The sequence below is a fragment of the Paraburkholderia sp. PREW-6R genome (assembly GCF_039621805.1).
Classification (GTDB): Bacteria; Pseudomonadota; Gammaproteobacteria; order Burkholderiales; family Burkholderiaceae; genus Paraburkholderia.
This window is the reverse complement of the sequence record NZ_CP155073.1, coordinates 2,913,623-2,934,821: the sequence shown is the minus strand read 5'-3', so window position 1 is coordinate 2,934,821 and position 21,199 is coordinate 2,913,623. Positions and strand designations below refer to the sequence as shown.

Annotated in this window: 20 protein-coding genes; 9 read left to right on the top strand and 11 right to left on the bottom strand. The window is 62.4% G+C overall.

Annotated elements, in window-relative coordinates; all coding sequences use genetic code 11:
- Positions 1-35: 35 nt before the first annotated feature.
- Positions 36-704 carry an RNA pyrophosphohydrolase gene (locus tag AAGS40_RS12860; protein ID WP_345811814.1) on the bottom strand — a complete coding sequence of 223 codons (669 nt, stop codon included), beginning with the start codon at positions 702-704 and terminating at the stop codon, positions 36-38.
- 262 nt (positions 705-966) lie between these two features.
- Between AAGS40_RS12860 and AAGS40_RS12855 the strand changes: the two genes are divergently transcribed.
- Both AAGS40_RS12855 and AAGS40_RS12850 read left to right on the top strand, forming a co-directional pair.
- Entirely contained in the window at positions 967-2,703 is a 1,737-nt protein-coding gene (locus tag AAGS40_RS12855) for a proline--tRNA ligase (RefSeq protein WP_345811813.1), read from the top strand.
- 12 nt (positions 2,704-2,715) lie between these two features.
- Complete coding sequence (locus tag AAGS40_RS12850) at positions 2,716-3,315, top strand: MarC family protein (protein ID WP_345811812.1); 600 nt, start codon at positions 2,716-2,718, stop codon at positions 3,313-3,315.
- Positions 3,316-3,486: 171 nt separating this feature from the next.
- Here the strand turns inward: AAGS40_RS12850 and AAGS40_RS12845 are convergent, their stop codons facing one another.
- A complete protein-coding gene (locus AAGS40_RS12845; protein ID WP_345811811.1) occupies positions 3,487-4,038 on the bottom strand; it encodes a hypoxanthine-guanine phosphoribosyltransferase in 552 nt (183 codons plus the stop codon).
- 145 nt (positions 4,039-4,183) lie between these two features.
- Positions 4,184-5,551, bottom strand: coding sequence for a signal recognition particle protein (ffh, locus tag AAGS40_RS12840; RefSeq protein ID WP_345811810.1), 1,368 nt, complete (start codon positions 5,549-5,551; stop codon positions 4,184-4,186).
- Between the two features lie 81 nt (positions 5,552-5,632).
- On the opposite strand from ffh, the gene ccsA reads away from it, so the two are divergent.
- The 7 genes from ccsA to AAGS40_RS12805 all read left to right on the top strand — a co-directional run bounded on the left by ccsA (position 5,633) and on the right by AAGS40_RS12805 (position 13,910).
- Positions 5,633-6,550, top strand: a complete 918-nt coding sequence (gene ccsA, locus AAGS40_RS12835) for a cytochrome c biogenesis protein CcsA (protein ID WP_345811809.1) — start codon at positions 5,633-5,635, stop codon at positions 6,548-6,550.
- Positions 6,551-6,557: 7 nt separating this feature from the next.
- The gene (locus AAGS40_RS12830; protein ID WP_345811808.1) at positions 6,558-6,863 is read left to right on the top strand and encodes a PP0621 family protein; all 306 of its coding nucleotides are present in this window, start codon (positions 6,558-6,560) and stop codon (positions 6,861-6,863) included.
- Positions 6,860-7,456, top strand: coding sequence for a 1,6-anhydro-N-acetylmuramyl-L-alanine amidase AmpD (ampD, locus tag AAGS40_RS12825; protein ID WP_345811807.1), 597 nt, complete (start codon positions 6,860-6,862; stop codon positions 7,454-7,456). The genes AAGS40_RS12830 and ampD overlap by 4 nt, the downstream gene beginning before the upstream one ends.
- A 544-nt stretch (positions 7,457-8,000) precedes the next feature.
- Positions 8,001-11,006, top strand: a complete 3,006-nt coding sequence (locus AAGS40_RS12820) for a ribonucleoside-diphosphate reductase subunit alpha (protein ID WP_345811806.1) — start codon at positions 8,001-8,003, stop codon at positions 11,004-11,006.
- Positions 11,007-11,612: 606 nt separating this feature from the next.
- A complete protein-coding gene (locus AAGS40_RS12815; RefSeq protein ID WP_345811805.1) occupies positions 11,613-12,845 on the top strand; it encodes a ribonucleotide-diphosphate reductase subunit beta in 1,233 nt (410 codons plus the stop codon).
- Positions 12,846-12,931: 86 nt separating this feature from the next.
- Entirely contained in the window at positions 12,932-13,258 is a 327-nt protein-coding gene (locus AAGS40_RS12810) for a hypothetical protein (protein WP_345811804.1), read from the top strand.
- A gap of 31 nt (positions 13,259-13,289) precedes the next feature.
- A complete protein-coding gene (locus AAGS40_RS12805) occupies positions 13,290-13,910 on the top strand; it encodes a histone H1-like DNA-binding protein (RefSeq protein ID WP_345814400.1) in 621 nt (206 codons plus the stop codon).
- A gap of 322 nt (positions 13,911-14,232) precedes the next feature.
- Here the strand turns inward: AAGS40_RS12805 and AAGS40_RS12800 are convergent, their stop codons facing one another.
- The 8 genes from AAGS40_RS12800 to aroQ all read right to left on the bottom strand — a co-directional run bounded on the left by AAGS40_RS12800 (position 14,233) and on the right by aroQ (position 21,085).
- Positions 14,233-14,709: a glycine zipper 2TM domain-containing protein gene (locus tag AAGS40_RS12800; protein ID WP_345811803.1), complete on the bottom strand. Its 477-nt coding sequence runs from the start codon at positions 14,707-14,709 to the stop codon at positions 14,233-14,235.
- A 24-nt stretch (positions 14,710-14,733) separates the two neighbouring features.
- On the bottom strand, positions 14,734-15,672 hold the full coding sequence (locus AAGS40_RS12795; RefSeq protein ID WP_345811802.1) for a carbohydrate kinase family protein: 939 nt from the start codon (positions 15,670-15,672) through the stop codon (positions 14,734-14,736).
- Positions 15,673-15,762: 90 nt separating this feature from the next.
- Entirely contained in the window at positions 15,763-16,263 is a 501-nt protein-coding gene (tpx, locus tag AAGS40_RS12790; RefSeq protein WP_345811801.1) for a thiol peroxidase, read from the bottom strand.
- Between the two features lie 73 nt (positions 16,264-16,336).
- Positions 16,337-17,638, bottom strand: a complete 1,302-nt coding sequence (locus AAGS40_RS12785; RefSeq protein ID WP_345811800.1) for a DUF3426 domain-containing protein — start codon at positions 17,636-17,638, stop codon at positions 16,337-16,339.
- Positions 17,639-17,686: 48 nt separating this feature from the next.
- Positions 17,687-18,589 carry a 50S ribosomal protein L11 methyltransferase gene (gene prmA / locus AAGS40_RS12780; protein ID WP_345811799.1) on the bottom strand — a complete coding sequence of 301 codons (903 nt, stop codon included), beginning with the start codon at positions 18,587-18,589 and terminating at the stop codon, positions 17,687-17,689.
- 3 nt (positions 18,590-18,592) lie between these two features.
- Positions 18,593-19,960 carry an acetyl-CoA carboxylase biotin carboxylase subunit gene (accC, locus tag AAGS40_RS12775; protein WP_345811798.1) on the bottom strand — a complete coding sequence of 456 codons (1,368 nt, stop codon included), beginning with the start codon at positions 19,958-19,960 and terminating at the stop codon, positions 18,593-18,595.
- Between the two features lie 129 nt (positions 19,961-20,089).
- Entirely contained in the window at positions 20,090-20,560 is a 471-nt protein-coding gene (gene accB / locus AAGS40_RS12770; protein WP_345811797.1) for an acetyl-CoA carboxylase biotin carboxyl carrier protein, read from the bottom strand.
- 69 nt (positions 20,561-20,629) lie between these two features.
- Entirely contained in the window at positions 20,630-21,085 is a 456-nt protein-coding gene (aroQ, locus tag AAGS40_RS12765; RefSeq protein ID WP_345811796.1) for a type II 3-dehydroquinate dehydratase, read from the bottom strand.
- Positions 21,086-21,199: the final 114 nt, after the last annotated feature.

Here is a 21,199-nt window from a genome sequence, read left to right as displayed (position 1 = left end):
CGCCTCCGTGCTCCGGAAGGGGTTCCTGCCTCAGCCTAGGCCTTGGAGTCGGCGTCGGAACCACAATCGGACGTGATCGTGGTGCGAACCGATGTCTCGATGCTCACGGACGTGACCGATGTTACGGAAGTCACCGTCACTACCTTAGAATCCGGCGGACTCTCCATCGACGACGCTATCCGTGGATAACGCGGCCCATGATGCCCGCCAGGTTTATCCGCACGCGGCGCAGCCCGGCGCATGAAACGGGATAGCTCCGTCAGCGCCAACTGATACACATCCCGCTTGAACTCGATCACACAGTCGAGCGGCACCCAGTACTCGTTCCAACGCCATGCATCGAACTCCGGGTGGTCGGTGGCGCGCAAGCAGATGTCGCAGTCGCGTCCAACCATCCGTAGCAAAAACCAGATTTGTTTCTGGCCGCGGTAATGACCGCGTACTTCGCGCTTGATGAACTTGTCAGGCACCTCGTAACGCAACCAGTCGCGTGTGCGACCGATCACCTTAACGTGCTCAGGAAGCAGCCCGGTTTCTTCGTGTAACTCCCGATACATCGCTTGCACGGGGGTCTCTCCGTACTTGATGCCCCCTTGCGGAAACTGCCAGGAATGTTCACGGAGCCGTTTGCCCCAAAACACCTCGTTGTGCGCGTTCAAGAGGATGATGCCGACGTTCGGGCGAAAGCCTTCACGATCCAGCATACAACCACCTTCGAATCCTTTAAAATTGCTTTGATTATAAACAGATAACGGGCTCGACGCACCGATTCGCACCAGATTGGAACGATTGGCCGCAATAGCCCTGGCTTTGCGGTAGCCTGTCAGTCTTTCCGTGCCTGATCCCTTGCAGCAAGGGCTTTGCGCGTTGACGCACCCGCGCGCCACGACGCCGGGCCTGTTTCGATCCCTCTCGTTGTCACCTATCGGGCGGTCCTTCCGGAGCCGCCGCTTTTGGATAATCTGAATGAAAGCTTCCCGTTTCTTTATCGGCACCCTGAAAGAAGCGCCGGCCGACGCCGAAATCGTCAGCCATAAACTGATGGTCCGCGCCGGCATGATCCGTCGCGTGGCAGGCGGCATTTATAACTACCTGCCAATCGGCCTTCGCTCGATCCGCAAGGTCGAAGCCATCGTGCGGGAAGAAATGAACCGGGCAGGCGCGATCGAACTGCTGATGCCGGCCGTGCAGCCGGCGGAGTTGTGGCAGGAGTCGGGCCGTTGGGAAAAGTACGGCCCTGAGTTGTTGCGCTTCAAGGACCGCAAGCAGTCCGATTTCGTGATCGGACCGACTCACGAAGAAGTGGTGACGGACATTGCGCGCAATCAGATCAAGAGCTACCGGCAACTGCCGGTAAATTTCTATCAGATCCAGACAAAGTTTCGCGACGAGATCCGGCCGCGTTTCGGCGTGATGCGCGGGCGCGAGTTCATCATGAAAGACGCGTACTCGTTCGATAAGGACGTCGAAGGTATGCGCGAGTCGTATCGCAAGATGTACGACGCGTACGTGCGTATCTTCACGCGCCTCGGTCTGGACTTCCGCGCGGTGGCGGCGGATAACGGTTCGATCGGCGGCAGCGGCTCGCATGAATTCCACGTGATCGCCGATACCGGCGAAGACGCGATCGCCTATTCGCCGACGTCGGATTTCGCGGCGAACGTCGAAGCCGCCGAAGCGTTGCCGCTTTACGCGCAACGCGCGGCGCCTGCCGAAGACATGAAAAAAACCGCTACGCCCGGCAAGGCCAAGTGCGAAGCCGTCGCCGAGTTGCTGAACATTCCGCTCGAACGCACGATCAAGTCCATCATTCTTGCCACCGAAAACGAAGGCGCCGAGCCGACCATCTGGTTGCTGATGCTGCGCGGCGACCATGATCTGAACGAGATCAAGGCCAGCAAGTTGCCGGGCCTCGCGGAATTCCGCATGGCCACCGAGGCCGAGATCATCGAGACCTTCGGCACGCCGCCGGGTTACCTCGGTCCGATCAACACGAAGAAGCCGGTCAAGGTCGTCGCGGACCGCACGGTCGCAAACATGAGCGACTTCGTGGTTGGCGCGAACGAAGTGGACTACCACATCACGGGCGTGAACTGGGGCCGTGATCTGCCGGAACCGGTCGTCGCCGACATTCGCAATGTGAAGAAGGGCGATCCTTCGCCGGACGGCAAGGGTGAGATCGACATCTGCCGCGGGATCGAAGTGGGCCACGTGTTCCAGCTCGGCACCAAGTATTCGGAAGCAATGGGCGCGACGTGCCTCGACGAAACCGGCAAGCCGCGTCCGATGGAAATGGGCTGCTACGGGATCGGCGTCACGCGCATTCTGGGCGCGGCGATCGAACAGAATTTCGACGACAAGGGCATCATCTGGCCGGAGTCGATTGCGCCGTTCGTAGTGGTGCTGTGCCCGATGGGCTATGACCGCAGCGACGCCGTTCGCGAGCAGGCCGACAAGCTGTACGCAGAATTGATGGAAGCCGGCATCGACGTGATTCTGGACGACCGTGGCGAGCGCCCCGGCGTGATGTTCGCCGACTGGGAACTGATCGGCGTGCCGCATCGCCTCGTGATTGGCGACCGTGGTCTGAAAGAAGGCAAGCTCGAGTATCAGGGCCGCCGCGACGCGGAAGCCACACTGCTGCCGGTCGAAGAAGCCGCGCAAACGGTGATCGGCAAAGTGCGCGCAGCGCTGGCGCGCTAAGCGGAGCGGACGGTGGAGTACACCTTCCTGTCCGCCACCATTCTGCTGATTCTGATTACCGATCCGTTGGGCAACATTCCGCTCTTTATCAGCTGTCTTCGCGGGGTGTCGCCGCAGCGGCGCACGGTGGTCATTCTGCGGGAAGTGGCAATCGCTTTTGCGATCCTGCTGGTGTTCATGGTGGTCGGCGACGGCTTCCTGCGCATGATGAGTCTGACCGACCAGTCGCTGCGCATCGGCGGCGGAATTGTGCTGTTTCTGATCGCGCTAAGAATGGTGTTTCCGCATCCGGATGGGCCGTTCGGCGGTGACACGCGCGGCGGCGAGCCGCTGATCGTGCCGCTTGCCATTCCGGCGCTCGCCGGTCCGTCCGCATTGGCCACGGTCATGCTGCTCACGTCGCAGGCACCCGGCAAAATGTTCGAATGGATCGGCGCGTTGACCGTCACGATGGTGGTGTGCGCCATCGTGCTGATGCTTGCGGAGCGCATTCAGGCATGGCTCGGCGAGCGCACCATGATGGCTTTCGAACGCTTGATGGGTCTCGTGCTGGTGGCGATTTCAGTGGAGATGATGCTCGGCGGAATCCGGTCTTTCGTGCATCAACTGTGACGCGCAACAGCGGGCGCATGACGCGAAGACCTGAACAGCCGCGAAATCTGCGCTGACTGGCATTAAAAAAGCGGCCTACTGGCCGCTTTTTCATATGAGTGCGATGCACCCAGCACGCAGGCAGCAAGCACGCAACGCCCGAGCTGCGCCGGCGGCTGGCTCACACAGGCATCACGCGCCGTCGGTCAGCGCGCGGATAGTCGGCAGATTACGCCAGTAACCCTTCGCATCCATCCCGCACCCGAACACATAACGGTCCGGCACTTCGAACCCGCAGTAGTCCGGGCGCAGCGGCTTGGCCTTCGGGATGATCTTCTCGCACAGCACCGCGCTCAAAAAGCGCTTCGCGCCCATTGCAAGGATGCGGTCGCGGATCGCGGCCATCGTCTCGCCTTCGTCGAGAATGTCGTCGAGCACCAGCACGACGCGATCCTTCACCGATTCGGCCGGCGCGACACGCCACTGCATGTCGTTACCGCCTTTGGTGGTGTTGCGATAGCGCGTGAGGTGGATATAGTCGAATTCGAGCGGGAAATCGAGGTGCGGCAGCAGCATGCCAGTGAACACCGCCGCGCCGCCCATCACCGACAGCACGAGCGGGAAGTCCTCGCTCATCTCCTTGCGGATGGCGGCCGCCATGCCGCTGATCGACGCGTTGACGTCGTTGGCCGAAACGATTTCTTCGGAGTGGCTGAAAATGTGGAGAGCTTCTTCGCGGTTCATGACGTCTGACGGGCGGTGACTGTATACATAGTGTGAGTGAGAACGGCGGCGGTCAGCAAAGAATACATCCGCACCAACCCGAAGAGTCACGCGCGCCATTCATGCAGATTCACGAACAGGCGACGCGCCGCCGTCTTGCTGAAGCTTAGCGCATGCCCGGCAACATGCCCTTCATGCCGCGCATCATCTTTTGCAGATTGCCGCCCTTGAGCTTCTTCATCATGGTGCGCATCTGATCGTACTGGTTCAGCATGCGGTTGACTTCCTGCACCTGCACGCCCGCACCGGCGGCAATGCGCCGCTTGCGCGTGGCCTTGATAAGATCGGGCTTCGCGCGTTCCTGCGGCGTCATGGAATTGATGATGCCTTCCATGCGGCGCATCTGTTTTTCGGCCTGACCCATATCGGCGCCGGCGGCCGCCTGCTGGAACTGCGCAGGCAGCTTGTCCATCAGCGACGAGAGGCCGCCCATGCCCTTCATCTGCGTCAATTGCGCGCGGAAATCGTTCAGATCGAAGTCGCCGCCTTTCTTGACCTTGTCGGCGAGTTTTTGCGCAGCCTGGACGTCTACGCCGCGTTGCGCTTCTTCGACGAGCGCAAGAATGTCGCCCATGCCGAGAATCCGGTTCGCCATGCGATCCGGGTAGAACACTTCGAGGCCGTCGAGCTTTTCCGCGACGCCCACGAATTTGATCGGCTTGCCGGTCACGTGTCGCACGGAAAGTGCCGCGCCGCCGCGCGAGTCGCCGTCGAGCTTGGTGAGGACCACGCCGGTGAGCGGCAGTGCGTCGCTGAAGGCTTTCGCGGTGTTGACCGCGTCCTGGCCCAGCATCGCGTCGACGACGAACAGCGTTTCCGCGGGCTTCAGCGTGCTGTGCAGCGCGGTGATTTCGGCCATCATCGCTTCGTCGATACCGAGACGGCCGGCCGTGTCGACGAGCAGCACGTCGTGATAGTGACGTCGCGCCCAGTCCACCGCGGCGCGCGCAATGTCGACCGGCTTCTGATCCGGTTCGGACGGGAAGAAGTCCGCGCCGACCTGCTCGGTCACCGTCTTCAACTGCGCGATAGCAGCGGGGCGGTAGACGTCGCACGAAACGGTCAGCACTTTCTTCTTGTACTTTTCGCGCAGGAGCTTGGCGAGCTTGCCGACCGTGGTCGTCTTACCCGCGCCTTGCAGACCCGCCATCAGGATCACGGCCGGCGGCGCGACGGCAAGGTTCAGCTCGATTGCCTTGCCTTCATAGTCGCCGCCGATGATCGCGGTGAGTTCGCGCTGCACCACGCCGACCAGCGCCTGACCCGGCGACAGACTGCTGATGACTTCCTCGCCGAGCGCCTTTTCCTTCACCTTGGCGATGAACTCGCGCACGACGGGCAGCGCCACGTCCGCCTCGAGCAGCGCGAGGCGCACTTCGCGCAGCATGTCCTGGGTATTCGCCTCGGTGAGCCGGGCTTCGCCGCGCAGCGTCTTGACGACGCGCGCCATCCGTTGTGTCAGATTGTCGAGCATGGGGAGCGATGAACGGTGCGGCCCGGGCAGCGCGCGAAGTGGAAGACGTCGCGGGGCAAGGGCCTAGTGTAAACTTCGAATATGGATATTGTACTGTATGCCCTCACTGCGCTCCTCTACGGCGGTTTAGCCGTGGCCGGCTGGCGCTCGCACCGGCAAACGGCCGTGCGTCCCATGCTCGAAAGCGTGCCGCCCATGCCGGCCGCCGCGGGCGTGTCGGCCGCTTCGGGCATGAGCGCACCGGGCCGCGCGCTGCTGTTCGTCGCGCTGCTCGCGCACGGCGTGCTGCTGCATACCACTATCTTCCCGCAGAACGCGATGGTCTTTGGATTCGCGTTCGCGCTATCGGCCATGTTCTGGCTCGGCGCCGGCATCTACTGGATCGAGAGCTTTTTCTTCCCGCTCGACGGCTTGCGCCTGCTGGTGCTGCCGCTCGCCTGCATCGCCTCGCTCATGCCGCTCGCGTTCGGCGGCGTGCGGGTGTTGCCGTATTCGGCTGCGCCGATGTTCAAGCTGCACTTCCTGATCGCGAACATCGCGTATGGCCTGTTCGCGATCGCCGCTCTGCATGCCATTTTGATGCTGCTGGTGGAGCGGCGTCTGCACGCCATGCGCGGCGGGGTCGCGCAGCGGCACGGCGCGGCGGCGGGGAACGGCTGGCTGTCGAGCTGGCTCGACACGTTGCCGCCGCTTCTGACGTTGGAAAAGCTGTTGTTCCGTCTGATCGGCGCGGGTTTCGTGCTGCTCACGCTCACGCTGGTATCGGGCATTCTGTTTAGCGAGCAGTTGGTGGATCGCGCGTTGCGGCTCGATCACAAAACCGTTTTCGCCATTCTTTCGTGGCTGATGTTCGGCGCGCTGCTGACCGCGCGCAGGGTGTCCGGCTGGCGCGGCCGTGCGGCATTGCGCTGGGTACTGGCTTCGTTCGTCGCGCTGTTGCTGGCGTACGTGGGCAGCCGTTTCGTCTTCGAGGTGCTGTTGCACCGTGCAGTTGTGTGAGCGTCCTATGCGACAAATTTTTCTGTTGGCCCTGCTGTTCATCGTCGGCAACTGGCTGGTGAAGGCACTGCGTCGTCATGACGCGAACCATGCGCAGCGTACCGGCGCGGGTGCGAATCCGCAGGGCGCGCGCGGTTCCGGCCCCGGCGGCAGCCACGCGCGCCCGCAGCTTGCCGAGCCGATGATCCGCTGCGTCGAATGCGGCGTTCATGCGCCGAAGAGCGATTCGGTCGTCGTGGCGGGAGAAGAGTTCTGCTGCGCCGCGCATGCGCAGCGTCATAGCGCCCGACCCACCGGCCGCGACGCTCGATGAGCGACGCGTTCACCGTCGATGCTGACGGTTGGGTCGCCGCCGCTCGCAAACTGCCCTCGCCGAATTTCGAGGCACGCCCTGACGGGGCCGCGCCGACGCTGATCGTCGTGCACAACATCAGCCTGCCGCCGAACGAGTTCGGCGGCACGGCGATCGCCGAACTATTCCTCAACACACTCGACTGCGACGCGCATCCGTACTACGACTCGCATCTGCGCGGCGTGCGCGTGTCGGCGCACTTCGTGATTCATCGCGACGGCGCGCTGGAGCAATTCGTGTCGTGCAACGCGCGCGCATGGCACGCCGGTCCTTCGAATTTCTTCGGGCGCGAGCGCTGCAATGATTTTTCGATCGGCATCGAGCTGGAGGGCAGTGACACCACTGCCTTCGAAGCGGCGCAATACCGCACGCTCGGTGCGCTCGTGAGCGCATTGAAGGCGCGTTATCCGGTCGAGGCGCTTGCCGGTCACTCGGACATCGCGCCGGGTCGCAAGACCGATCCTGGTCCGCATTTCGAGTGGGAACGTCTGCAGCGTGACACTGCGCTCACCGATCAGTATTTCCCCTATCTCAAGTTTCCCAGAGCGCGGTAAACCACCCCTCCGATGACTTCGCGCGACGCGTGGAGAACCAGGCGCCGCCTCGTTCTCCATGTGGTTGGCTTCGCGCCGCGCGAGGCAAAAGTCAAGGCTTGGACCGCAAATAAATCGATTTGACCTGTCTCGAATCTCCACTATACTTGGTGCCACAAATTCGGTTTCGCACTACATCTTGTGGTGTGCTGTGCATAACCGTGTGAATAACTGAGTGCATAACCGAGTGAACAAGTTAGCGGCGCCCCGCTCTCCGAGCATGGCGCCGCAAGCTTTCCAGGGCGGCAAAAGCATTCCTGCAGCGCGGCCGGCAGAGACCACCGGCGGCATCCAGAAGCATTCAGGGAAAGGGCACAGCAAGTGATCGCGACACACACGTTGAAGACCGTCATCAATTCGAACCAGGCTTCATCGCAGTCGCATCCCGCCAACCGGCAGCGCCGGTCTTTTTCCTGCACCTCATCGCTTGCGCACGCGGCGGCGCAGCGTTCGTTTTAATCCGCGGCTTTTCTCCGCAACATTTCCAGGACCAGGAGCTTTGCACATGCAAACCACCGACAACGTGACGACCCGGTATGAGGGCTCACCGACTGGCCAGGCGTTTGGCCAGGCACAAGGCGCCCAGGCGCTCGCGCCGCAAGCGACGTACGCCGACTACAAGGTGATTCGCCGCAACGGCAGCGTGGTGTCGTTCGAGCCGTCGAAAATCGCCATCGCCGTGACGAAGGCCTTTCTGGCCGTCAACGGTGGTCAGGGCGCGGCGTCGGCGCGCGTGCGCGAACTGGTCGAGCAACTCACGCAGAGCGTCGTGCGCGCACTGCTGCGCAGCCGTCCGAACGGCGGCACGTTCCATATTGAAGACATCCAGGATCAGGTCGAACTCGCGCTGATGCGCGGCGGCGAGCACAACGTCGCGCGCGCCTACGTGCTGTATCGCGAAAAGCGCACGCAGGCTCGTGGCCACGACGACCAGATCGTGGCGAACACGCCGGGTCTGAACGTCACCGACAACGGCGTCACGCGACCGCTCGACATGGCTGCGCTGCGCGGCATCATCGAGCTGGCCTGTTCGAATCTGGGCGACGCGGTGAGCGCCGACCCGATCATCGCGGAAACGGTCAAGAACCTGTACGACGGCGTGCCGATGACCCAGGTCTACGACTCGGCAATCCTCGCCGCACGCACCATGATCGAAAAGGATCCGGCGTATAGCCAGGTCACCGCCCGCATCCTGCTGCACACGATCCGTCGCGAGATCCTCGAAGAGGAAGTCACGCAAACGGAAATGGGCGAGCGTTACGCCGAATATTTCCCGCAATTCATCAAGCGCGGCGTGCAAGCCGAACTGCTCGACGACAAACTGCTGCAGTTCGACCTGAAGCGCCTCGGCGCCGCGCTCGACAACAACCGCGATCTGCAATTCGGCTACCTCGGCCTGCAAACGCTGTACGACCGCTACTTCCTGCATCACGACGGCGTGCGGATCGAAATGCCGCAGGCATTCTTTATGCGTGTCGCGATGGGCCTGTCCCTGAACGAGATCGACCGCGAAGCGCGCGCGATCGAGTTTTACAACGTGCTGTCGAGCTTCGACTTCATGTCGTCCACTCCCACGCTGTTCAACTCCGGCACGCGCCGCTCGCAACTGTCGTCGTGCTACCTGACCACCGTGGACGACGACCTCGACGGCATCTACGAAGCGCTGAAGGAAAACGCGCTGCTGTCGAAATTCGCCGGCGGTCTGGGCAACGACTGGACGCGTGTGCGCGCTCTGGGTTCGCACATCAAGGGCACCAACGGCAAGTCGCAAGGCGTCGTACCGTTCCTGAAGGTCGTCAACGACACGGCGGTCGCCGTGAACCAGGGCGGCAAGCGCAAGGGCGCAGTGTGCGCGTACCTGGAGTCGTGGCACCTGGACATCGAGGAATTCCTGGAGCTGCGCAAGAACACCGGCGATGACCGTCGTCGTACGCACGACATGAATACGGCGAACTGGATTCCCGATCTGTTCATGAAGCGCGTGATGGAAGGTGGCGACTGGACACTGTTCTCGCCGTCCACCTGCCCGGATCTGCACGACAAGTTCGGCGCAGACTTCGAAGCGGCTTACACGTCTTACGAAGAAAAGGTCGCGCGCGGCGAGATCAAACTCTTCAAGAAGATTCCGGCCGCGCAGCTGTGGCGCAAGATGCTGGGCATGCTGTTCGAAACCGGCCACCCGTGGATCACGTTCAAGGACCCGTGCAATGTGCGCTCGCCGCAACAGCACGTCGGCGTGGTCCACTCGTCGAACCTGTGCACGGAAATCACGCTGAACACGAGCGACGCCGAAATCGCCGTCTGCAATCTGGGCTCGGTGAACCTCGTCGCGCATTTGAAAGAGCAGGCCGACGGCACGCTCGCGCTCGACCACGACAAGCTCAAGCGCACCATCAGCGTGGCCATGCGCATGCTCGACAACGTGATCGACATCAACTACTACGCGGTCGCCAAGGCGCGTAACTCGAACCTGAAGCACCGTCCGGTCGGCATGGGCATCATGGGCTTCCAGGACTGCCTGCATCTGCTGCGCACGCCGTATGCGTCGGACGAAGCGGTGAAGTTCGCCGACACGTCGATGGAAGCGGTCTGCTACTACGCTTACTACGCGTCGACGGAACTGGCGCAGGAACGCGGCCGCTACTCGAGCTATCGCGGCTCGCTGTGGGATCGCGGCATCCTCCCGCAAGACTCGGTGAAGCTGCTGGCGGACGCGCGCGGCGGTTACGTGGAAGTCGATTCGAGCGAGTCGATGGACTGGACCGAACTGCGTTCGCGCATTGCCACCTACGGCATGCGCAATTCGAACTGCGTGGCGATTGCGCCGACGGCGACGATCTCGAACATCATCGGCGTGTCCGCGTGTATCGAACCGACGTTCCAGAACCTGTATGTGAAGTCGAATCTGTCAGGCGAATTCACGGTGGTCAACGACTACCTGGTGCGCGACCTGAAGGCACGCGGCCTGTGGGACGAAGTGATGGTCGCCGACCTGAAGTATTTCGACGGCACGCTCTCGCGCATCGACCGCATCCCGGCCGACCTGCGCGCGATCTACGCAACCGCGTTCGAAGTCGATCCGAAGTGGCTCGTCGAAGCAGCGTCGCGCCGTCAGAAGTGGATCGACCAGGCGCAGTCGCTGAACATCTACATGGCCGGCGCATCGGGTAAGAAGCTCGACGAGATCTACAAGCTTGCATGGGTCCGCGGTCTGAAGACCACGTACTACCTCCGCACGATGGCGGCGACGCACGTCGAGAAATCGACGGTGGCGCACGGCGCGCTGAACGCGGTGAGTTCGGGTGGCGGTGAAAGCTCGGGCGGCATCGGGGGCGCGTCCGGAAGCTTCGGCGCGAACGGCGGCGCGGCTTCGGGCGGGGGGCTTCACGCAGCAGCGGCAGCCTCGGCCGTCGCGGTGGCGGCCAGCGCGGCAGCGCCGGAAGCGGAGGGTCCGGTGTGCATGATGCGTCCTGGCGACCCCGGCTTCGACGAGTGCGAGGCCTGCCAGTAAGCGGCACGCTTGCAGGCGATATCAGGCAGGATCGCTGCTTGCTGACGTTGGTCGGTAATGACCCGGGTGCGGCGAGCAGCGACGCAGTTGCAGTGACGCTGCAGTAGTGAAGCAGAAGCCAGGCAAAAGCCAGGCAGTAGCCAGGCAGTAGCGAATGAGATGAGCGGTGCGGCGCGTGACGCGATGTCGAAGTGAACGTCGCGCGGCTCATCGAAAGACCTGGCGCTCGACACGAAGCGCTCAGCCAATCGTCGATCGACAGACCGATCAACGCAGCCGGTCGATGCATCGCTCGGCAGTGCCTTGACCTTCACCTCGTCGTCGCTGACGAACATGCAGACGCCACGCAAGAGCAACGCAAACGCACTCCGCAATACAGTTAGATAGAGCAGCGAAATGTCATGGCGACACGTTGCTCTTCGAGGTCGTGAAGCACGTCGACGACACACGATCAACACGCGTCACATGTGGTGATGCGCACACTCTGTTGAACAAAGTGTTGTATGAACGTAGCAGCGCGAATCGAAAACAGGATTTTTCATGAGCGAACTCTTTTATCGCTCGTGAAAAGATGGTACAAACCGTTCTAAATTGATGGTGACATTTATGCTCAACTGGGATGACGAGATCACTGCCGTAACTCCCTCGAGCGCGACGCAACAGAATGTGTTGCGCAACGCTGCGGGATCGGCTGTTGGTTCGCAAGTCGTAACGCGTTCCACTCCTCATGCTCCCTCGGCTCAGGAAGTCTTCGCGAACGACATCGCTGTCGCTCCCGTTGCCTCCGCTTCTCTCGCGAACGAAACGGCAGCCGTTTCGGAAGCGCGGGTCAACGTCGCCGACAAGCGCATCATCAACGGCCAGACCGACGTCAATCAGTTGGTGCCGTTCAAATACAAGTGGGCGTGGGAAAAGTATCTGGCGGGTTGCGCCAACCACTGGATGCCGCAAGAAGTAAACATGTCGCGCGACATCGCTCTCTGGAAAGACCCGAACGGGCTGACCGAAGACGAGCGCCGCATCGTCAAGCGCAACCTGGGCTTCTTCGTGACGGCCGACTCCCTCGCCGCCAACAATATCGTGCTGGGCACCTACCGCCATATCACGGCGCCCGAATGCCGCCAGTTTCTGCTGCGCCAGGCGTTCGAAGAGGCGATCCACACGCACGCTTACCAATACATCGTCGAATCATTGGGGCTCGACGAAGGCGAAATCTTTAACGCGTATCACGAGGTCTCCTCGATCCGCGCGAAAGACGAATTCCTGATTCCGTACATCCACGTGCTGACCGATCCGGCCTTCAAGACCGGCACGCTCGAAGCAGACCAGACGCTGCTGCGCTCGCTGATCGTGTTCGCGTGTGTGATGGAAGGCCTGTTCTTTTACGTCGGCTTTACGCAAATCCTGGCGCTGGGTCGCCAGAACAAGATGACCGGCGCGGCGGAACAGTACCAGTACATCCTGCGCGACGAGTCGATGCACTGCAATTTCGGCATCGACCTGATCAACCAGATCAAACTCGAAAACCCGCAACTCTGGACGGCTGAGTTCCGCGCGGAAATCCGCGAGATTTTCCAGCAAGCGGTCGAACTTGAATATCGTTACGCCGAAGATACGATGCCGCGCGGGGTGCTCGGCCTCAACGCGTCGATGTTCAAGAGCTATCTGCGCTTCATCTGCAACCGCCGTTGCCAGCAGATCGGTCTCGATCCGCTGTACCCGAACGAGGAAAACCCGTTCCCGTGGATGAGCGAGATGATCGACCTGAAGAAAGAACGCAATTTCTTCGAAACACGAGTGATCGAATATCAGACTGGCGGCGCGCTGACCTGGGAGTGATCCGGGTTCGTGTCGCAGATGCATTTATGGATGGGGATGCCGCAGGCCGTCGCCGCGGCAATTATGTTTAGGAGCTGAATCGCCTGATGCAAAGCGTGCCTGGTGCGTCGCGTGCCTTCGCGGCCCACAAACATGACTGGCACTTTGCGAACCCTTCAGTGGGATGGGCAAACTTCCCCCCGGAAAAAGCCGCTGGCGTGATCGCCGGCGGTTCGATCAAGCAATTGCCGGCGCCGCATTCAGGCGCCGACCAGATCTGGCGCGCGGTGCCCAAGGGCACGGCGCGCCTTACCGCATTCATTAGCGTAAGCGCGCAGCACCTGCGTATGCCGATGAATAGCCCGCTTCGTAGCGCGCGCCCTGAGAAGCGTCCGCGGGAAGCGGGTTTTGACGAAGGGTGTAGTTTGAACTGACTCTCATCTCAAAAACCTGAAGGAGCAAATGATGGCAACTGCAAAAAAAGCCGCCGCCAAGAAACCCGCAGCGAAGAAGGTCGCAGCCAAGAAGGCTGCACCGGCTAAGAAAGCTGCTCCGGCGAAGAAAGTCGCTGCCAAGAAAGTGGCAGTGAAGAAGGTTGCAGCGAAGAAGGCAGCACCGGCGAAGAAGGTTGCAGCGAAGAAAGCTGCACCGGCAAAGAAGGTTGCAGCCAAGAAAGTCGCAGTGAAGAAGGTCGCGGCGAAGAAGGCAGCACCGGCGAAGAAAGCCGCAGTGAAGAAGGTTGCAGCAAAGAAGGCGGCACCGGCGAAGAAGGCCGCAGCGAAGAAGGCTGCACCGGCTAAGAAGGCTGCTGCGAAAAAGGCTGCGCCTGCTAAAAAGGCCGCTGCTAAAAAGGCTGCGCCCGCGAAAAAGGCTGCCGCTAAAACGGCTGCGCCTGCCAAGAAGGCTCCCGCGAAGAAAGCTGCCGCTGCTCCCGCGAAGAAGGCTGCACCTGCGAAGAAGGCTGTCGCCAAGAAGGCTGCGCCTGCACCCGCTGCGACTTCTGTCTCGAGCGCACCGGCGGCGACGGTGAAGACCGCGCTGAACCCCGCAGCGGCATGGCCGTTCCCGACGGGCAGCCGTCCGTAAGCTGGGCTGCACGCGGTAAAAGCAATTCGACGCATCGCATGATGTGTCCGATGATCGAGTAGCGCTTGATCCGGTTCGATCGAGCGCTACTCGCTCAGGGTCCCGTTGCCGGATTTTTTCGGCGGCGGGATTTTTTTTGCCTTCGCGATTCGTGTGGCGCACGAGCGAGGTGGGTCGCCTGGGCACGCTCACCCATCGTCACACCCGCGCTGATGCTTGCGTCAAAAATCGCCGGCGAAAAAAAACGCATGCACAGGGGAGGGCATGCGTGTGAGGTCGACGCGGCGGCGCGTATAGCGGGGCCGCGCGAGAGGGGAAAAGCCTAATGAGTGACGCGCGTTACACCGCCGCTGGAGAGGAGGCGTACGCGTTCGCCGGCACGAAAGATTTCGCCCGTTGCGCTTTGCGTGATCGCGCGCATGTCGCCGTTATCGAGCCGCACGGTGATCTCGATGCCATCGCGCACGGCTGCGCCGTTCTCGACCGCATTGCCGGCCACCGCGCCCGCGAGACCGCCGATGATGCCGGTGACGATCGAGCCGCGCCCGCCGCCCAGTGCGCTGCCGGCGACCGCGCCCAACGCGCCGCCACCGATTGCGCCGAGCCCGCTCGGCTGGCCATTGTTGGAACTGATCTTGACCGCACGCACGCTGTCGACCGTCCCCATGCGGACCGTTTCTTCGCGCTGTGCCTGCGACGCGGTGTACACGTCGGCAGAGCTGCTGTTGTAGGCGCAGCCCGACATGGCCAGCGAACCGGCAATCAGCGCCGCGACCACCAGGCGACTCGTTGTTTTCATTCCTGACTCCAATAGCTCTCTGTGTTACGGCAGGTCGTAGCCGAACGCCTGCTTGAACCGTTCATTGATCTCGGCCCGCGTGGGCGCGTAGTTTTGCGGGCCCTGGTGTTCGATCTTGAGCGCGCCCATCAGGCTCGCGAGACGCCCGGTGGTTGCCCAGCCCAGTTTGTTTTCGATGCCATACAGAAGGCCGCCGCGGAACGCGTCGCCGCACCCTGTAGGGTCGAGCACTTGCTGTGCCTTGACCACGGGAATGTTCTCCACGCCGTCGGCATGATGGATCTGCGCACCCTGTTCGCCGAGCGTAACGATCAACGCTTCGACCTTGCCCGCGATCTCTTCGATCGACCAGCCCGTCTTGTTGCTCACAAGCTTGGCTTCGTAATCGTTGACAGCTACGTAAGTGGCAAGTTCAATCATGCGGCGCAGCGTCGGGGCGTCGAAGAGCGGCAAGCCTTGACCCACATCGAAGATGAACGGCACGCCCGCAGCGGCCAGATGCTCCGAATGCTGGACCATGCCGTCGAAGCCGTCCGGTCCGATGATACCAAGCGTGATGCCCTTCGCCTCGTCCGCGCGATTCAGATGGGACTGCATCATCGCGCCCGGGTGGAAAGCGGTGATCTGGTTGTTTTCCAGATCGGTGGTGATCATCGCCTGGGCCGTGGACGTCTCCGGCACCACGAGCACGTGTTCTGTCGAAAGGCCGAGTTGCGCGAACCGGTCGAGATAGCGTTGCGCGTCGACCTCACCGAGGGTGCCCATGATGCGCGCGTCGCCGCCCAGCAGATGCAATGCGTAAGCGATGTTGCCCGCGCAGCCGCCGAATTCGCGGCGCATCGTCGGCACGAGAAAACTCACGTTGAGGATATGGACCTGCTCCGGCAGGATGTGATCCCGGAACCGGCCTTCGAAGGTCATGATGTTGTCGTACGCGAGCGAGCCGCAAATCAGCGTAGCCAAGGCGAGCATCCTGTAAAAGTGGAGTGAAGGGCGTGACGATGTGACAGCGCCGCGCACGAGGCGCGGCGCCGGGGTGCGTCCGTGAGGGCTTTACTTCAGTGCGGCGAGGGCCGCGTCGTAGTTCGGCTCCTGCTTGATTTCGCTGACCAGTTCCGCATGCACGACCTTGTCGTTCTCGTCGATCACGACGACGGCGCGTGCCGTCAGACCGGTCAGCGGGCCGCTCGTTACGTCGACGCCGTAGGCCTGCGCGAATTCATGGCCACGGAACGTGGAAACGGTCACGACATTCTCGATGCCTTCCGTGGTGCAAAAGCGCGAAGCGGCGAACGGCAGGTCGCCCGAGATCACGATAACGGCAGTGTTCTCGAGCTTGGCGGCAGCTTCGTTGAACTTGCGCGTGGACGTCGCGCAGGTCGGCGTGTCCAGACTCGGAACGATGTTCAACACTTTGCGCTTGCCAGCGAAATCGGCGAGCGACAGCGGCTTCAGATCCTTGCCGACCAGCGAAAAAGCGGGGGCGCTCTGGCCGATGGACGGGAACGTGCCGGCTACGTCGATCGGGTTGCCACCCAGCGTGACTTGACTCATGTTGTTGTGCTCCGGAAATGCGTCGTTGACGACGGTGAACGCGCCCGGTCGCTGCCGGGCGCGCAAGGTTGCGTTACGGATAGAAGATCTGTACGCGGAAATTGGATGCGACCGCATTGCCCGTATCGAGGTGCACGATCATGGTCTGGGTCGAGCGCGCGGGCAGGCCGGCGGCGATTGGCGTGCCGGGCGGCACATAGTCGTGCGGCCACAGCACGCGACGCAGCGCGACATTGTTCTGATCGTCGAGTAGCGTGAGTTCGATGGCCGGATACGCGAGCGCCACGTTAAAGCGGTTGCGCAGCGGCATTTTCAGTTCGAGCTTGTGCGGGCCGTCGATCTGGCGCAGGTCGGACGGCTCGACCTGCAAGCCGTCGATATCGTGCGGCGGCATGATCTGGCAGTCGAGTTGCTCGCAAACCTTGGCGTAAAGCGCCTGCGAACTCGGCAGATAGACCAGCACCGTTTCGCGCTGCCACCACGCGAGCTGCGCGAGCAGCGAGACGACGAGCAGCACCGCCAGAATGATCCCGCCAACCATCCAGCCGACGCGGCGCGGTTCGGCCGGACGCGTTTCGCGCATGACCGGGAACGGGTCGTCGTCTTCGTGGACGGGCTGAACGGAGAACGGTTCTCCTCGCGAGCCAGCCGAAGGCGCACGCGCGGCCGCAGCGCCGGTTCCTGCCGCAGCACCCGCAGCACCCGCAGCACCGGCGCCTGCCGTCCCGAATGCAGCGGCGCCAGTTGCACCCGCCGCCGCGCCCGCACCCGCCGGGCTAAAGCGCGGCTCGTTATCCGGCGCGCCACGCAATGCCGCCGACGCGTTCATCACCGGCTCTTCCATAGGCGGCTCGTTGATGCGCCCGGTCTTGTGCCACACGCGCGGCGGCTCCTCGGCGGGAACGTCGGCGTCGTATGCAAAGGGGTCGAGCGGCGCGTCGGCGAGAATCGGTTCGTGGTCCGCAGGAAGGGGCGCGGAGGACGCATGCGCAGGCAGTTCCGGCTCGGCCGCGTGACGCGGCGTGACCGCGACGCCCGCACCGGTCGACACCGGTTGCAGCGGCACGTTGCGCGCATTGTGCAGCAGACGGTTGTCGACCGCGGCGTCGGGTGCGGAGGCCCAGGGGTCCCACGCTTCCGCGCTGAAATCCGGGCCCTTCGGACGCACGCCGGAGATCGCGTCGATCGCCGCAGCGGCGGCGACCGGCCTGGCGGTGGAGAAGTCTCCGCCGTCGGCTACATCGTAGAGACTGTTTGAAGCGTCGAATACCTGATTGCAATGCCCGCAGCGCACGAGGCCGCGACGCAAGGCAAGCTGCGCCGGTTGCAGGCGGAAGACGGTTTCGCAGAAGGGGCAACGCGTCGCCAGGAGCATATTGAGCCGGTAAGCCTTAGGGCCGTTGGTTGGACAATACGCCTTATTCTAATGGCTTTCGCGGCGCGTTCCGGTGAGACATACCCAACCTTCGTGTTCGCGCCATACGCCGATCTCGATCCACCGCGCGTAGATCTGCGCGACTTCGTCGGCCTGCCGCGCAAGGATGCCCGACAACGCGATCCGGCCGCCCGGCTTGACCTTCGACGAAAGCATCGACGCCATCAGTTTCAGCGGATTCGACAGGATATTGGCGACCACGATGTCGAACTCGCCGCTCGGGCATTCGTCAGGCAAACCGTAGGTCACGTCGGCGTGATTGCGCTCGCTGTTGTGACGCGCCGAGTCGACCGCTTGCGGATCGATGTCGATCCCATAAACCGGATCGGCACCGCACTTCTTCGCAAGAATCGCGAGGATGCCGGAGCCGCAGCCGTAGTCGAGCAGCGACTGACCGGGCTGCACCGATTGTTCGAGCCATTCCATGCACAGGCGCGTGGTCGGATGACTGCCGGTGCCGAATGCGAGACCTGGGTCCAGTTCCAGCACGAGCGCTTCGGGGTCCGGCGCGTCGTGCCACGAAGGCACCACCCAGATCCGTTCGCCGATCGGGATCGGGTCGAACTGCGATTGCGTGAGACGCACCCAATCCTGTTCTTCGACGTCGCGCACGGTGAACGACGGGGCTGCGTCGAGCCCGATCTCGTTGGCAGCCGCCGTAAGCAACACCGCGGGCTCGTGTTCGGGCGCGAGCAGTGCGATCACGCGCGAGCGTTGCCACGCCGTGCGGTCCGGCGTGAGACCGGGTTCGCCGAACAGCGGCTGCTCGTCGGGCGTGTCGGCGTCCGCATCTTCAACCGATACGGACAGCGCGCCCAACTCGAGCATCGCGTCGGAAAACTCCTCCGCGTGCTCGCGTGCCAGCTCGGCGATCAGTTCCCGGTAGCTCATGGGTTACGCTTCTTCCGGTGCGGCCTGCTGCTTCGCTGCCAACCGGTTTTCGAGGTAGTGAATGCTGGTGCCGCCTTCAACGAACTTCGCGTCGAGCATCAACTCGCGGTGCAGCGGAATATTGGTCTGAATGCCTTCCACGACCATTTCCGACAGCGCAATGCGCATCCGCTTGATGGCCTGCTCGCGCGTCGAGCCGTAGGCGATCAGCTTGCCTATCATCGAATCATAGTTGGGCGGGACGAAATAGCCATTGTATGCATGCGAATCGACGCGGATGCCCGGCCCGCCCGGCATATGCCACGACGTAAGGCGTCCCGGCGACGGGATGAACTTGAACGGATCTTCCGCATTGATCCGGCATTCGATCGCGTGACCCTTGAACGCGATGTCGCGCTGACGGAAAGCCAGCTTTTCGCCGGCCGCAATGCGGATCTGTTCCTGCACGATGTCGACGCCCGTGATCAGTTCGGTCACCGGGTGCTCGACCTGCACGCGCGTATTCATTTCGATGAAGTAGAACTCGCCGTTTTCGTACAGGAATTCGAACGTGCCGGCGCCGAGATAACCCATTTTCTTGCAGGCGTCCGCGCAACGATCGCCGATCCGGTCGATCAGGCGGCGCGCGATGCCCGGTGCCGGCGCTTCTTCGATCACTTTCTGGTGACGGCGCTGCATCGAGCAGTCACGCTCGCCTAGCCAGATCGCGTTCCTGAACGAATCGGCGAGCACCTGAATTTCGATGTGCCGCGGGTTCTCCAGGAATTTTTCCATGTAGACCTGCGGATTACCGAACGCACGACCGGCTTCCTCGCGCGTCATGTTGACCGCGTTGACCAGCGCCGCTTCCGTGTGGACCACGCGCATGCCGCGGCCACCGCCGCCGCCCGCGGCCTTGATGATGACCGGATAGCCCACCTGCCGGGCAATTTTCACGATCTCTTTCGGATCGTCGGGCAACGCGCCTTCCGAACCGGGCACGCACGGCACGCCGGTCTTGATCATGGTCTGCTTGGCCGTGACCTTGTCGCCCATCATCCGGATCGTTTCCGGGCGAGGGCCGATGAAGGTGAAGCCCGACTGTTCGACGCGTTCGGCGAAGTCGGCGTTCTCCGACAGGAAGCCGTAGCCGGGGTGGATCGCTTCGGCGTCGGTGACTTCGGCCGCGCTGATCAGCGCCGGCATGTTCAGATAGCTCAGGTTCGAAGGCGCCGGGCCGATGCAGACCGCCTCGTCGGCGAGCTTTACGTACTTGGCTTCCTTGTCGGCTTCCGAATAGACGACGACTGTCTTGACGCCGAGTTCGCGGCAGGCGCGCTGGATACGAAGCGCGATCTCGCCACGGTTGGCAATGAGGATTTTTTCAAACATAGCGGGTTTTCGACTCATCAATAGGCGCCCGGTTGCTCGCAACGCGGGCTGCCTCAGAGGATCGGTCGCGCACCGTAAACAGCGGGCGCGCGGACGGCAGGCGCAAATTAACGCGCAGAGCGTGCCGCGTTAGCCGACCACGAACAGCGGTTGGCCATACTCGACCGCCTGGCCGTTTTCGACGAGGATTTCCTTGATCACGCCGGACTGGTCCGACTCGATCTCGTTGAGCAGCTTCATCGCTTCGATGATGCAGATCGTCTGGCCTTCCTTGACCGTGTCGCCCACCTGGACGAACGGATCGGCGCCCGGCGACGGCGCGCGATAGAACGTGCCGACCATCGGCGAGGTCACAACGTGGCCTTGCGGTGCGGCCGCTGCCGGCGTGGCCGGCGCGCCGGCAGCAGCGGCAGGCGCTTCGCCGCCAGCCGCCGGAGCCGGCTGCGCGTATTGCGGCGCGTACGAGGCAGACGGTTGCACGTAAACCGGCGGCGCATTCTTGACGATGCGGACCTTGCCTTCGCCCTCGGTCACTTCGAGTTCGGAGATACCGGACTCCGAGACAAGGTCGATCAGAGTTTTCAGTTTACGTAGATCCATCAGGTTGCCCCTTTCAATGCGAAGAGTGCCGGCGCGTGCGCGGCCGGCTCAAATTAGACGTTTTGGATTTCAGCCGCGCGACGAGCCGGCAGCGAGCCGGTCCAGCGCGAATTCGAGTGCGTACAGGTATCCCTTCCAGCCCAGGCCGCAGATCACGCCTTCGGCCTGGTCGGAGAAATAGGAATGATGCCGGAACGGTTCGCGACGATGCACGTTCGACAGATGGACCTCGACGAACGGGATGCCGACCCCCGCCAGTGCGTCCCGAATCGCCACGCTCGTGTGCGTGTACGCAGCGGGATTGATCACGATGAAATCGGTGTGTTCAGTCCGGGCGGATTGAATGCGATCGACCAGTGCCCCTTCATGATTGCTCTGGAACGACGCGATTTCGACGCCGGCGTCCGCGGCGCGGTCCGCCAGTGCCTGATCGATCTGCGGGAGCGTCACACGGCCATAAACCTCCGGTTCCCGCGTGCCGAGAAGATTGAGGTTGGGTCCGTGCAGTACCAGCAGTCGCGTCATGGTCGCTTCTTTTTCCGTGGAATTGGGCGCACTTTAGCGCTGATTAGAGAAACTTGTCTAGTTTTCCGCGCATGGTTTGCTTCTCAGGAGGCTTTCGGCCTTTACCCGTGTCGC